Below are 13,898 nucleotides of genomic sequence, written 5' to 3'. Positions count from 1 at the left end.
GTTATCCGTCCAAATCCAAACAGCCTTGAAAGGCGTCATCGGACGAAAGGCGAACGGCACGGACCGTTCGCCTTTTTTAAAGCGTTAAGCGCCGACTACGATCGGCCTTGCCAGAGGCGGGACGGCGGCGCGGGTAGGCGCGATACCGGCTTCGAACTCTGGACGGAAATACTTGATGGCACTGCCCAATGGCTCCACGGCACCCGGTGCGTGAGCACAGAAGGTCTTGCCTGGGCCGAGGAAACCGACCAGACCCAGCAGGGTCTCGATGTCGCCGGCTTGCCCTTCACCGTTCTCGATGGCGCGCAGGAGCTTGACGCTCCACGGCAAACCGTCACGGCACGGGGTGCAGAAACCGCACGACTCACGGGCGAAGAACTCTTCCATGTTGCGCAGCAGGGACACCATGTTGACGCTGTCGTCCACCGCCATGGCCAGGCCGGTACCCATACGGGTGCCCACTTTGGCGATGCCGCCGGCGTACATTTGTGCGTCCAGGTGTTCCGGCAACAGGAAGCCGGTACCGGCGCCGCCTGGCTGCCAGCACTTGAGCTTGTAACCGTCGCGCATGCCGCCGGCGTAGTCTTCGAACAGCTCGCGCGCAGGGACGCCGAACGGCAGTTCCCACAGGCCAGGGTTCTTCACTTTGCCGGAGAAGCCCATCAGCTTGGTGCCGTGGTCTTCACTGCCTTCGCGAGCGAGGGATTTGTACCAGTCCACGCCGTCGCCGATGATCGCTGGCACGTTGCACAGCGTTTCGACGTTGTTCACGCAAGTCGGCTTGCCCCATACGCCGACGGCGGCAGGGAAGGGCGGCTTGGAGCGCGGGTTGGCACGGCGGCCTTCGAGGGAGTTGATCAGTGCGGTTTCTTCACCGCAGATGTAACGCCCGGCGCCTGTGTGGACGAACAGTTCGAAATCGAAACCGCTGCCCAGGATGTTCTTGCCCAGCAGACCTGCAGCCTTGGCTTCTTCCACGGCACGGTTGAGGTGCTTGGCGGCAGTGGTGTATTCGCCACGCAGGAAGATGTAGCCACGGTAGGTTTTCAGTGCGCGAGCACTGATCAGCATGCCTTCGATCAGCAGATGGGGCAGTTGCTCCATCAGCATGCGGTCTTTCCAGGTGTTGGGTTCCATTTCATCCGCGTTGCACAGCAGGTAGCGGATGTTCATGGATTCGTCTTTGGGCATCAGGCCCCACTTCACGCCAGTGGGGAAGCCCGCGCCGCCGCGACCCTTGAGGCCGGAGTCCTTGACGGTCTGGACGATATCGTCCTGGGACATGTCGGCGAAGGCTTTACGCGCTGCCGCGTAGCCGTTCTTGGCCTGGTACTCGTCGAGCCAGACAGCCTCGCCGTCGTCACGCAGACGCCAGGTCAGCGGATGGGTCTCTGCACTGCGCTTGATGCGGTTGGCAGGGCCGAAGGAAGTCAGGGTCATACGTAGCCCTCGAGCAATTTGGCAACGCCAGCAGGCTGCACATCACCGAATGTGTCGTCGTCGATCATCAACGCCGGCGCCTTGTCGCAGTTGCCGAGGCAGCAGACCGGCAGCAGGGTGAAACGACCGTCGGCGGTGGTTTGACCCAGGCCGATGCCCAGCTTGCTCTGGATTTCGCTGACCACCGACTCGTGGCCACCGATGTAGCAGACCATGCTGTCGCAGACGCGAATGATGTGACGACCGACTGGCTGACGGAAGATCTGGCTATAGAACGTCGCCACGCCTTCAACGTCGCTGGCCGGGATGCCGAGGATTTCGCCGATGGCGTAGAGCGCGCCGTCAGGCACCCAGCCACGTTCCTTCTGGACGATCTTCAGGGCTTCGATCGACGCCGCGCGCGGGTCTTCGTAGTGATGCAGCTCGTGCTCGATGGCCGAGCGCTCGGTTTCGCTCAGGGCGAAACGGTCTGTCTGGATAAGCGTGCTATTCATGCTTAGCGGTCCACGTCGGCCATAACGAAGTCGATACTACCCAGGTACGCGATCAAGTCCGCGACCATGCTGCCTTTGATCACCGAAGGGATCTGTTGCAGATGCGGGAAGCTTGGGGTGCGAATCCGGGTGCGGTAGCTCATGGTGCCGCCATCGCTCGTCAGGTAATAACTGTTGATGCCCTTGGTCGCTTCGATCATCTGGAAGGATTCGTTGGCCGGCATGACCGGGCCCCACGAAACTTGCAGGAAGTGCGTGATCAAGGTCTCGATGTGCTGCAGCGTGCGCTCTTTGGGCGGCGGCGTGGTCAGCGGGTGATCCGCCTTGTACGGGCCTTCCGGCATGTTGCGCAGGCACTGGTCGATGATCTTGATGCTCTGGCGCATTTCTTCCACGCGCACGATGCAACGATCATAGGCATCGCCATTGGCCGCCAGCGGTACTTCGAATTCGAAGTTCTCGTAGCCGGAGTATGGACGGGCCTTGCGCAGGTCGAAATTGCAACCGGTCGAACGCAAGCCTGCACCGGTGACGCCCCATTCCAGGGCTTCTTTGGTGTTGTAGGCGGCGACGCCGATGGTCCGGCCACGCAGGATGCTGTTGTCCAGTGCGGCTTTCTGGTATTCGTCCAGACGCTTTGGCATCCACTCGACGAAGTCTTTGACCAGTTTTTGCCAGCCGCGCGGCAGGTCGTGGGCGACGCCACCGATGCGGTACCAGGCCGGGTGCAGACGGAAACCGGTGATGGCTTCGATCACCGTGTACGCCTTCTGGCGGTCGGTGAAGGTGAAGAACACCGGGGTCATGGCGCCGACGTCCTGGATGTATGTACCCAGGAACAGCAGGTGGCTGGTGATCCGGAAGAACTCGGCCATCATGATGCGGATGACGTCGACCTTCTCTGGCACCTTGATGCCGGCCAGCTTCTCGACCGAGAGCACGTACGGCAGGTTGTTCATCACGCCGCCGAGGTAGTCGATACGGTCGGTGTACGGGATGAAGCTGTGCCAGGACTGACGCTCGGCCATCTTCTCGGCACCACGGTGGTGGTAGCCAACGTCCGGCACGCAGTCGACGATCTCTTCGCCGTCCAGTTGCAGGATGATGCGGAACGCACCGTGAGCGGAAGGGTGGTTGGGACCCAGGTTGAGGAACATGTAGTCCTCGTTGGCACCGGAACGTTTCATGCCCCAGTCTTCAGGCTTGAAGCGCGCAGCTTCTTCTTCAAGCTGATGCTTGGCCAGCGTCAGGCTGAACGGGTCGAACTCGGTGGCACGGGCCGGGAAGTCCTTGCGCAGCGGGTGACCTTCCCAGGTCGGCGGCATCATGATGCGGGTCAGGTGCGGGTGGCCGGCAAAGTTGATGCCGTACATGTCCCACACTTCACGCTCGTACCAGTTGGCGTTCGGCCAGATACCGGTCACGGTCGGCACGCTGAGGTCGCTCTCGGACAAGGCGACCTTGATCATTACGTCACTATTACGTTCGATCGACATCAAGTGATAGAACACAGTGAAGTCGGCACCGCTCGGCAAGCCCTGGCGCTTGGTGCGCAGACGCTCGTCCACGCCGTGCAGGTCATAGAGCATGACGTACGGCTTGGGCAGGTTGCGCAGGAAGGTCAGGACTTCGACGAGTTTGGCGCGGGCAACCCAAAGCACCGGCATGCCGGTGCGGGTGGCCTGGGCGCTGAACGCCTCAGGGCCAAAACGGTTGTTCAATTCGACGACCACATCCTGGTCGTCTGCCTTGTAAGGCGGGATGTACAGAGCACTGCCTGTAGTCATGGTTTTTTTATCGCTTTCGGTCAACGTAAAGAATGAAGCCAGTTTCTCGTTTCTTTGTAAGAACAGATCTGGATCAGACTTCGTCGGGGCTGCGCAGGTTGGTTACCTGAATACGCTGTTCGCGGCGCTGTTCCTTTTGCGAAGGCATCTCGGCGCGGTAAACGCCTTGATCGCCAACGACCCAGGAAAGTGGGCGACGCTCCTGGCCAATCGACTCCTGCAACAGCATCAAGCCTTGCAGAAAAGCTTCAGGGCGGGGCGGGCAGCCAGGCACGTAGACGTCCACGGGCAGGAACTTGTCCACCCCTTGAACGACGGAGTAGATGTCGTACATGCCACCGGAGTTGGCGCACGAACCCATGGAGATAACCCACTTCGGCTCGAGCATCTGCTCGTAGAGACGCTGAATGATCGGCGCCATCTTGATGAAGCAGGTTCCGGCAATAACCATGAAATCCGCCTGACGCGGCGATGCCCGGATAACCTCGGCGCCAAAGCGCGCGATGTCGTGGGGCGCCGTGAAGGCGGTGGTCATTTCCACGTAGCAGCACGAAAGACCGAAGTTATACGGCCACAGGGAGTTCTTACGCCCCCAGTTGATCGTGCCGTTAAGCACGTCTTCGAGCTTGCCCATGAAAATGTTTTTGTGGACTTGATCTTCTAACGGATCGGAGACGGTTTCCCGTGCGCCAATCGGGTACTGCTCGTTAGGAGCATCGGGGTCGATCCTGGTGAGATTGTATTGCATCGCCAAAGCCTCATTGTTTCAGCTTCGCCTGCCGCTTATGACGAGCTGCCGGAGCCCAATCAAGGGCGCCCACTCGAAATAGGTAGACAAGACCTGCCAACAGAATTGCTATGAAAACGAGAGCTTCGACGAATCCGGTCCAGCCGCTTTCGCGGACGGACACAGACCAGGCAAAGAGAAATAGGGCTTCGATATCGAAGATCACGAACAGCATCGCGACCAGATAGAATTTGGCTGAGAGCCGCAAGCGGGCGCCACCGGTAGGTAGCATGCCGGACTCGAACGGTTCGTTTTTGCTGCGGCCCCAGGCTTTTGACCCGAGGAGGCTGGAGACGCCGAGCATGAAGGCGCATAGGCCGCCGACACCCAGAAGGAAAATGGCAAAGCCCCAGTTGTGGGCCATGAGTCCTGTCGCTTCGGGCATGCTGGTAATCCTTAACAGAGAGCAAAGGTCTCTGAGCTTGAAAAGAAATAAAGCAGTGACGATATGTCGCAGCAATCAATCGCGGTGATTTTATGGCTAAACACCGAGCAAGTAAAATTCCTGTAGCGAAATTATTTATAAGAATAAGGACATAGCGCACCTCAAAAGGCCTGCAGCCCATGCGTTGCGGGCATTAGCCGGGGTTTCGTCAATAATGTTTTGTGCGGGTTGTAACGAACATGATTGGCGCCAAATGATAATCAATATTGTTTGCGGCGGTTTTTGAACTGTAAGTCGGGGTGGTGGCTGGAAAGTTGAGCTTACATGCGGGCTACTGCAAGTAGCGCGCGGGGTCGTTTTACTCTGTTTTGCCGATCGAAATACCGCTCTGGATCAATGTTTTCTTTTGCCCGCCATCATCCCTTGTGGGAGCGAGCTTGCTCGCGATAGCGGACCGTCAGACAGCACAGTATCGACTGGAAGACCGCCATCGCGAGCAAGCTCGCTCCCACAGGGTTTTTCTGTGATTGTGAAATTGCGGGCAAAAAAACGCCCCGAACCAGTCGGGGCGTCAGATGTGCGGCATTCCGGTTAGTTTTTTAGCTGGTCCGGAAGGGCCGTTTGCTCGTTCGAATCAGATCAGTGGAACTGATCTTCTTCGGTGGAGCCGGTCAGCGCGGTCACCGAAGACGAGCCGCCCTGGATCACGGTGGTCATGTCGTCGAAGTAGCCGGTGCCCACTTCCTGCTGGTGCGCCACAAAGGTGTAACCCTTGGCGGCGTCAGCGAATTCCTGCTCTTGCAGCTTCACGTAGGCAGTCATGTCGTTGCGGGCGTAGTCGTGCGCCAGGTTGAACATGCTGTGCCACATGTTGTGAATGCCGGCCAGGGTGATGAACTGGTGCTTGTAGCCCATGGCGGACAGTTCGCGCTGGAACTTGGCGATGGTCGCGTCGTCCAGGTTTTTCTTCCAGTTGAAGGAAGGCGAGCAGTTGTACGACAGCAGTTGGTCCGGATATTCCTTTTTGATCGCTTCGGCGAAGCGACGGGCTTCGTCGAGATCCGGCTTGGCGGTTTCGCACCAGATCAGATCGGCGTACGGCGCGTAGGCCAGGCCGCGAGCGATAGCTTGGTCCAGGCCAGCGCGAACTTTGTAGAAGCCTTCCTGGGTGCGCTCGCCAGTCACGAAAGGCTGGTCGTACGGGTCGCAGTCGGACGTCAGCAAATCAGCAGCGTTAGCGTCGGTACGAGCCAGGATGATGGTCGGAGTGCCGGCAACGTCAGCCGCCAGGCGGGCAGCGGTCAGCTTCTGTACGGCTTCCTGGGTAGGGACCAGTACCTTGCCGCCCATGTGGCCGCATTTTTTCACGGAGGCCAGCTGGTCTTCGAAGTGCACGCCGGCAGCGCCTGCTTCGATCATGCTCTTCATCAGCTCGTAGGCGTTCAGAACGCCACCGAAACCGGCTTCAGCGTCGGCAACGATCGGTGCGAAGTAGTCGATGTAGCCTTCGTCGCCCGGGTTCTTGCCGGCTTTCCACTGGATCTGGTCGGCACGACGGAACGAGTTGTTGATGCGCTTGACCACGGTCGGTACGGAGTCGACCGGGTACAGCGACTGGTCCGGGTACATCGATTCGGCAGAGTTGTTGTCTGCAGCAACCTGCCAACCCGACAGGTAGATCGCCTGGATACCGGCTTTAACTTGTTGTACTGCCTGGCCGCCAGTCAGGGCGCCCATGCAGTTGACGAAATCTTTCTCTGGGCGGAAGGCTGGCTTGGCACCCTGGGTGACCAGGTTCCAGAGCTTCTCGGCGCCCATTTTTGCAAAGGTGTGCTCAGGTTGAACCGAGCCACGCAGACGGACGACGTCAGCAGCGGAGTAAGTGCGTGTCACGCCTTTCCAGCGCGGGTTTTCAGCCCAGTCTTTTTCAAGGGCTGCAATTTGCTGTTCGCGTGTCAGTGCCATGGAGATAAACCTCGTCGCATAGGTCTGGTGGAAAATTCCTGTTGCCAGATACGCACATTCAAATGGGGCGTAGATGGCGCTCGCTGACCAGAAGCTTAGGCGGTCAAGTCGGGTCTGGCGGGGAAGGCGACGGGATGAACGATGGGCTCGAGGATGAAAGCTGAGCAGGTAAGGGCGAACTGGCGGCGCATTCGGGCGTCGTGGGCCTTTATACGATCATCAGTGTGTTGCCGGGCTACCTATTACGCTTCCGTCCCTCGGGACAACTTCGTTCCAGTCGCAACCTCGTCAAACACACCTTGTGGGCGGTACAGACACGAATCGGCTCAGGTCGGTAAGGTTAGAGCGCGATCCGAAGGCCCTTGCCAGGGCCCCTGATTAGCGGGAGCGAGGCCATCATGCCTTCGCTTTTTTGGCTCGTCAAACGATTTGTAGTGCTTTTTTTCAAGCACTACATCTTTGGTCTAATACGACTAATCAGTCAGTTTTTGGTGTGTTAGTCCAAGGTGTCGACTTTGACTCGCAATGTCATGTCATCCCGGCCCTGAGTAGAGTAGCTGCGGCTCATGGCCTGTTTGTCGGCTTGGGTCTGGCGGTTGACGCCGGCCAGGGTGATCCACTCGCCCAGGCGACCGCTGACGGTTGTGTCGGTGCTTTGCACATTCACTACATCGGGACGTTCCTGGCTCATGCGGTCACGGTTGGTACTGATTGCCAGGTGAACGATGTCGCCGGTGACGCTGGCGGTGACGTAGAAACCCTGGGTGACGTTGCGGTATTGGGTCTGGTTTTGCTGGTGAGCGTAGTTGTTGAACGGGTTTTGCGGCTGTCCGGAGGTGTTGGCCTGGGGTTGGCGGGAGGTGTTTGTCTGGTTTGGCAGGCTGGTGTAGGTGTCGGTCTGGGTGGTGGTCAGCGGCACGCTCTGGCCAATCTGGATCAGGGCGGGCGTGCCTTCGCTGGTCTGGACCTGCTGGATGCCGCCTTCACGGCTGTCGGTGCTGTAGGTGATGATCTGCGTTTGTCGATCGGCGTTGTCTTGCTGGTTGTTTTCGTTGGTGTCGACCGTGATCAGCAGGCGCTTAGGCACGGTGTCGAGCTGTGCGATCAGAGCTTTGAGTTCGTCGATCTTGTCGGGTTCGGCGTTGACTATGAGCTGGTTGCCGTAGGCGCTGACCTTGCCGTCCCTGCCGATAAAATTCTGCGCCACCGGCAGCAGGTCGGCGCTGGTGCGATTGTTGAGTTGCACCACTTCGGTAGCGGCGACGACCGAGAAACTGCAGGTCAGCAGCAGCGTGGTGAGCAGGGTGCGTAGGGACATGTCCGTTATCTCCGCGATCAAAGGCTTGAGTTTGCCAGTTTGTCGGCCTGCGGTGGGGCAAGTTGAATCGTAGACAGCAAAACGCCCCGCTACCTGAGGATGGCGGGGCGTTTTTGTGGTTGTCGCTGAAATTGCCATCGCGAGCAAGCTCGCTCCCACAGTGGTTCTGTGTCGTTCACAGATCAAGTGTGGGAGCGAGCTTGCTCGCGATGGCCGCGCCGCGGTCTCAAGCTAAATTGCGCACCATGTCCACGTGCGGAATCCCTGCTTCCAGGAACTCCTCGCTGACCACGGTAAAGCCCAGGCGCTCGTAGAACGCCGTGGCCTGAACCTGGGCGCTGAGCATCTGCTGCTTGAGCCCGCGCTTCTCGGCTTCACCGATCACCGCTTGCATCAGCTTGTCGCCGACCTTCAGGCCGCGCCAGTCCTTGAGCACCGACACCCGGCCGATGTGACCATCGGGCAGCAGGCGGGCGGTGCCAATCGGAAAGTCGCCTTCGAAGGCGAGGAAATGCACGGCGCTCGCGTCGTCGGCATCCCATTCCAGTTCGGGTGGAACGGATTGCTCGGCGATGAACACCGTTTCACGAATGCGCCGGATCTCGGCGTTATCCTTTTGCCAGTCTGCGACACGTACGCGAATTTTATTCATCAGCAAATCCCAGGCTACCTTGCTTGACCAGTTCGCACAGCAGGTTGCGGCCGTCTTCATCGCTCAGCCATTGGCCAAGGTTGTCGATGTGCAGCGCATCGGCGGCGCAAATCATTTTCAGCAGTTCGCGGAGTTTGCCCGGCAGATAACGGCTCTGGCCGCTGGCGAACAACAGCAGGTCGTCGTCGACTTCGGACCAGGCCAGGCGCGCGCTTGGGTTGCGAATCAACACGGCGCCTTGTTCGAGGCTGCTCAGCAGATCGTCTTCTTCCAGTTCCGGGCCAACCACCAGCTCCGGGTAGCGTGGCTCGGTCATGAATTGGCCGAACCAGGTCAGCAACAGGCGCTCGTCGCTCATGTGCTCGGCCAGCAGGCTTTTCAAACGGTCGAGTGCGTCATGCTGGATCTGGTGCGGGTCGATCGCTGGCTGTGCGTCGGCATCGGTGTAGCGCTCTTCGTCAGGCAGGAACTGGCTGAGGAAGTCAGTGAAGTGGGTCAGCACTTCGGCGGCGCTTGGGGCACGGAAACCGACCGAGTAGGTCATGCAGTCATCGACGGCCACGCCGCAGTGGGCCAGGCGCGGTGGCAGGTACAGCATGTCGCCCGGTTCCAGGGTCCACTCGTCGGTGGCTTCGAAGTCGGCGAGGATGCGCAGGTCGGCATGTTGCAGCAGCGGGCTGTCGGAATCGCACATCTGGCCGATTTTCCAGTTGCGCTTGCCGTGGCCTTGCAGCAGGAACACGTCGTAGTTGTCGAAGTGCGGGCCGACACTGCCACCCGGGGCGGCAAAGCTGATCATCACGTCGTCGATGCGCCAGCTCGGCAGGAAACGGAAGTTTTCCAGCAGCTCGGCGACTTCCGGCACGAACTGGTCGACGGCCTGCACCAGCAGGGTCCACTCGCGCTCTGGCAGCTTGCTGAATTCGTCTTCGGCGAACGGGCCGCGACGCAGTTCCCAGGGACGCTCGCCGTGCTCGATGACCAGGCGCGATTCGACTTCTTCTTCCAGCGCCAGACCGGCCAGTTCGTCGGCGTCGATCGGGCTTTCGAAGTCAGGGATCGCCTGGCGGATCAACAGCGGTTTTTTCTGCCAGTAGTCGCGCAGGAATTCCCGTGCCGTGATGCCGCCCAGAAGTTGAAGAGGAGTATCAGGATTCATGTGTAACCTATTGAAAAAAAGCACTTTTCAGACGGGAATAAAAACGCCCGGCGCTGCCGGGCGTCTCAAAGGGTCAAGCGGTCGATCAGATGCGTTTGGCTTGTGCCACGGCGTTGCCGATGTAATTGGCCGGGGTGAGCTTTTTCAGCTCGGCCTTTGCTTCGGCAGGCATGTCCAGCGCATCGATGAAAGTCTGCAACGCTTCAGGGCTGATGCCCTTGCCGCGCGTCAGTTCTTTCAGCTTTTCGTACGGGTTTTCAATGTTGTAGCGACGCATCACGGTCTGGATTGGCTCGGCCAGAACTTCCCAACACGCGTCCAGGTCCGCAGAAATCTTCTGAGCATTGAGCTCTAACTTACTGATTCCCTTGAGACTTGCTTCGTACGCGATCACGCTGTGGGCGAAGCCGACACCGAGGTTGCGCAGAACAGTGGAGTCGGTCAGGTCGCGCTGCCAGCGGGAAATCGGCAGTTTGCTCGCCAGGTGCTGGAACAGTGCGTTGGCGATACCCAGGTTGCCTTCGGAGTTTTCGAAGTCGATCGGGTTGACCTTGTGCGGCATGGTCGAGGAACCGATTTCGCCAGCGATGGTGCGCTGCTTGAAGTAGCCCAGGGAGATGTAGCCCCAGATATCGCGATCGAAGTCGATCAGGATGGTGTTGAAGCGCGCGATCGCATCAAACAGCTCGGCGATGTAGTCGTGCGGCTCGATTTGCGTGGTGTACGGGTTGAAGCCCAGGCCCAGCTCGTCTTCGATGAAGGCGCGGGCGTTGGCTTCCCAGTCGATCTCAGGGTAAGCCGACAGGTGAGCGTTGTAGTTGCCGACGGCGCCGTTGATCTTGCCCAGCAGCGGTACGGCCGCGACTTGAGCAATCTGGCGCTCCAGACGGTAAACCACGTTCGCCAGTTCTTTGCCCAGGGTGGTCGGCGACGCCGGCTGACCGTGGGTGCGCGACAGCATGGGTACGTCGGCGAAGCGAATGGCCAGCTCGCGAATGGCTTCGGCAGTCTGGCGCATCAGCGGCAGCATCACGTCATCACGACCTTCGCGCAGCATCAGGGCGTGGGACAGGTTGTTGATGTCCTCGCTGGTGCAGGCAAAGTGGATGAATTCACTGACGTTGGCCAGCTCAGGCAGCTTGGCCGCCTGTTCCTTGAGCAGGTACTCAATGGCTTTAACGTCGTGGTTGGTGGTGCGCTCGATCTCTTTGACGCGCTCGGCGTGTTCCAGAGAGAAGTTTTCCGCCAGGGTGTTCAGCACGGCGTTAGCTTCGGCGGAGAACGCCGGCACTTCGCTGATGGCAGGGTGAGCGGCCAGGCGCTGGAGCCAGCGCACTTCAACCAGGACGCGAGCACGGATCAGACCGTATTCGCTGAAAATTGGGCGCAGGGCCTGGGTTTTGCCGGCGTAGCGGCCGTCAACAGGGGAAACCGCAGTGAGCGAAGAGAGCTGCATGGGGTGTTCTCGGACAGTCGGGCAACGAAATGGGGCGCGTATCATACATGAAAAAAATCCGCCGGTCCGTTGCCAACTGACCAGCGTCTTACGCGTTACAGGCTACAAAAGGGTGTTGCTGGCTGTGCGGGTGTGGTTCAGCTGCTGCGCATCAGCGGATAAAGCTCTTTGAGCAGTTTGCGGCGACTGATCACCAACTGCCAGCGATGACCGCCCAACTGCCGCCACAAGCGTGCCGAGCGGATGCCGGCCAGCAACAGGGCGCGGATCTTGGAGGCATTGCTTGGCTGCTGCAGGTTGCGCATATCGCCGTGCACTTGAATGCGTTGGCGCAGGGTGCTCAAGGTGTCCTGATACAGCGCGCCACAGGCGGCGATCACGTTTTCGTGGGCCGGGCCGAAATGCTCGACCTGGGACTGAATCTGCGGCAAGCGCTTGCCGATCACTTCAAGCATGTCGCCGCGCTTGGCCAGTTGCCGCTCAAGACCGAGCATCGACAGGGCATAGCGCAGGGGTTCGCGCTGCAAGGTGCTCGGGTCGCGTTCGAGGGCGCCGATCAAGGCGCGATAACCTTCGCGCAGATTGATATCGTCACCACCGTAGACCTCCAGCGTGTCTTTGGGGTCGATGATCAACAAGCTGCCAAGCATGCAGGTCAGGCCGGCTTCGCTGACCTGACCGGTCTTGGCAATCTTGTCGACCAGGACGGCAGCGAGAAACACGCCGCCGAGCGCTGTCAGTTGCTCCTGAGTCGGGCTCATGCGCGCGAATCCTTGCTGCTCCAGGGTTCGGCGACTTCGATGACACCGCCACCGAGGCAGATCTCACCGTCATAAAACACCACCGATTGACCAGGGGTGACCGCGCGCTGCGGGTCATCGAAGGTGGCGCGGTAGCCGTTGGCGGTTTTTTCCAGAGTGCAAGGCTGGTCGCTCTGGCGATAGCGGACTTTCGCCGTGAGTTTGCGTGGCGAGCTCAGGTCGACCGGGTTGACCCAGTAGATGTCCGAGGCGAGCAGGGCGCGGGAGAACAGCCAGGGATGGTCATTGCCCTGGCCAACGATCAACTCGTTGTGTTCCAGGTCCTTGATCAGCACGTACCACGGCTCGTCGCCGGCGTCTTTCAAGCCGCCGATGCCCAGGCCCTGGCGCTGGCCGATGGTGTGGTACATCAGGCCATGGTGGCGGCCGATCACTTCACCTTCAGTGGTTTTGATTTCGCCCGGCTGTGCCGGCAGGTATTGCTTGAGGAAGTCGCTGAAGCGTCGTTCACCAATAAAGCAGATACCGGTGGAGTCTTTCTTCTTTGCGGTGGCCAGGTCGTGTTTCTCGGCAATCGCGCGAACTTCGGGTTTTTCCAGTTCGCCGACCGGGAACAGGGTCTTGGCGATCTGTTCGCCACCGACGGCGTGCAGGAAGTAGCTCTGGTCCTTGTTCGGGTCCAGGCCTTTGAGCAATTCGGTACGGCCGTCGACGTCGCGACGGCGCACGTAATGGCCGGTGGCAATCAGGTCGGCGCCGAGCATCATGGCGTAGTCGAGGAACGCCTTGAACTTGATTTCACGGTTGCACAGGATGTCCGGGTTCGGCGTACGGCCGGCCTTGTACTCAGCCAGGAAGTGCTCGAACACGTTGTCCCAGTACTCGGCGGCGAAGTTGGCGGTGTGCAGCTTGATGCCAATCTTGTCGCACACGGCCTGGGCGTCCGCCAGGTCGTCCATGGCGGTGCAGTACTCCGTTCCGTCGTCCTCTTCCCAGTTCTTCATGAACAGGCCTTCCACCTGATAACCCTGCTCGATCAGCAGTAGGGCAGAAACGGAAGAGTCCACGCCGCCGGACATGCCGACAATGACGCGCTTCTTTTGTGTGTCAGAAGGGGCTGGATCACGCATAGGGATTTAATGAGTGTCTTGAAAAAGGACGCGATTCTATCAGGCCCGAGCCTGCAAGGCTAAAGAGAAGGGCGGATCAGTTCGAGACTGAAGAGTTTACCGCTCAGGTAATCGTCGATACAGCGAATAATCAGCTCGCTGCGCCAGTGCTCGCGTTGTGCAAGGAGCTCGTCGCGGGTCAGCCATTTTGCGCCGACGATGCCGTCGTCGAGTTGATAATCGGGGCGGTGTTTCACTGCTTTGGCGGCAAAACACACACGTTGGTAAGTCACGCCGTTGCTCGGGGCGGTGTAGAGGTAGATGCCTACTACGCCGGTGGCTTCAACGTCCCAGCCGGTTTCTTCGAGGGTTTCGCGAATGGCAGCTTCGGTCAGGGTTTCGTTCGGGTCCAGGTGCCCGGCCGGTTGATTGAGTACCGAGCGTCCGGCCTTGAGCTCTTCGACCATCAGGAAGCGGCCGTTGTCTTCGACGATGGTGGCGACGGTGATGTGGGGTAGCCAGGTCATGAAATTGCTCCATCTGGTGTTGAGTGACTCGTAGCAGCTGCCGAGCCTGCGAGGCTGC

Annotated in this window: 13 protein-coding genes; all 13 read right to left on the bottom strand. The window is 59.5% G+C overall.

Going from position 1 to position 13,898, the window contains the following annotated elements; all coding sequences use genetic code 11:
• Positions 1-84 precede the first annotated feature (84 nt).
• Entirely contained in the window at positions 85-1,440 is a 1,356-nt protein-coding gene (gene nuoF / locus AC1DIG_RS02835) for an NADH-quinone oxidoreductase subunit NuoF (protein ID WP_019689821.1), read from the bottom strand.
• The gene (nuoE, locus tag AC1DIG_RS02830; RefSeq protein ID WP_007970445.1) at positions 1,437-1,934 is read right to left on the bottom strand and encodes an NADH-quinone oxidoreductase subunit NuoE; all 498 of its coding nucleotides are present in this window, start codon (positions 1,932-1,934) and stop codon (positions 1,437-1,439) included. The genes nuoF and nuoE overlap by 4 nt, the downstream gene beginning before the upstream one ends.
• 2 nt (positions 1,935-1,936) lie before the next feature.
• The gene (gene nuoC, locus AC1DIG_RS02825; protein ID WP_427547414.1) at positions 1,937-3,721 is read right to left on the bottom strand and encodes an NADH-quinone oxidoreductase subunit C/D; all 1,785 of its coding nucleotides are present in this window, start codon (positions 3,719-3,721) and stop codon (positions 1,937-1,939) included.
• Positions 3,722-3,794: 73 nt separating this feature from the next.
• Complete coding sequence (locus AC1DIG_RS02820; protein WP_019689823.1) at positions 3,795-4,469, bottom strand: NuoB/complex I 20 kDa subunit family protein; 675 nt, start codon at positions 4,467-4,469, stop codon at positions 3,795-3,797.
• Positions 4,470-4,479: 10 nt separating this feature from the next.
• A complete protein-coding gene (locus tag AC1DIG_RS02815; RefSeq protein WP_019689824.1) occupies positions 4,480-4,893 on the bottom strand; it encodes an NADH-quinone oxidoreductase subunit A in 414 nt (137 codons plus the stop codon).
• 639 nt (positions 4,894-5,532) lie between these two features.
• The gene (aceA, locus tag AC1DIG_RS02810) at positions 5,533-6,858 is read right to left on the bottom strand and encodes an isocitrate lyase (RefSeq protein ID WP_477766037.1); all 1,326 of its coding nucleotides are present in this window, start codon (positions 6,856-6,858) and stop codon (positions 5,533-5,535) included.
• Between the two features lie 496 nt (positions 6,859-7,354).
• Positions 7,355-8,176 carry a secretin N-terminal domain-containing protein gene (locus AC1DIG_RS02805; protein WP_477766036.1) on the bottom strand — a complete coding sequence of 274 codons (822 nt, stop codon included), beginning with the start codon at positions 8,174-8,176 and terminating at the stop codon, positions 7,355-7,357.
• 226 nt (positions 8,177-8,402) lie between these two features.
• Positions 8,403-8,828 carry a GNAT family N-acetyltransferase gene (locus tag AC1DIG_RS02800; protein WP_477766035.1) on the bottom strand — a complete coding sequence of 142 codons (426 nt, stop codon included), beginning with the start codon at positions 8,826-8,828 and terminating at the stop codon, positions 8,403-8,405.
• Complete coding sequence (locus AC1DIG_RS02795; RefSeq protein ID WP_477766034.1) at positions 8,821-9,987, bottom strand: ribosomal protein uL16 3-hydroxylase; 1,167 nt, start codon at positions 9,985-9,987, stop codon at positions 8,821-8,823. The genes AC1DIG_RS02800 and AC1DIG_RS02795 overlap by 8 nt, the downstream gene beginning before the upstream one ends.
• Positions 9,988-10,072: 85 nt before the next feature.
• Positions 10,073-11,443: an adenylosuccinate lyase gene (gene purB, locus AC1DIG_RS02790; protein ID WP_103319869.1), complete on the bottom strand. Its 1,371-nt coding sequence runs from the start codon at positions 11,441-11,443 to the stop codon at positions 10,073-10,075.
• Between the two features lie 137 nt (positions 11,444-11,580).
• Positions 11,581-12,204, bottom strand: coding sequence for a high frequency lysogenization protein HflD (gene hflD, locus AC1DIG_RS02785; RefSeq protein WP_054597850.1), 624 nt, complete (start codon positions 12,202-12,204; stop codon positions 11,581-11,583).
• Positions 12,201-13,334 (bottom strand): tRNA 2-thiouridine(34) synthase MnmA, encoded by a 1,134-nt coding sequence (gene mnmA / locus AC1DIG_RS02780; protein WP_477766033.1) that lies wholly within the window; start codon positions 13,332-13,334, stop codon positions 12,201-12,203. The genes hflD and mnmA overlap by 4 nt, the downstream gene beginning before the upstream one ends.
• Before the next feature lie 59 nt (positions 13,335-13,393).
• The gene (locus AC1DIG_RS02775; protein WP_477766032.1) at positions 13,394-13,840 is read right to left on the bottom strand and encodes an NUDIX hydrolase; all 447 of its coding nucleotides are present in this window, start codon (positions 13,838-13,840) and stop codon (positions 13,394-13,396) included.
• Positions 13,841-13,898: the final 58 nt, after the last annotated feature.

This window comes from Pseudomonas sp. 05N431 (assembly GCF_056397005.1).
Note: the sequence above shows the minus strand (reverse complement) of the source record. Positions and strands in the feature narration are given on the sequence as shown.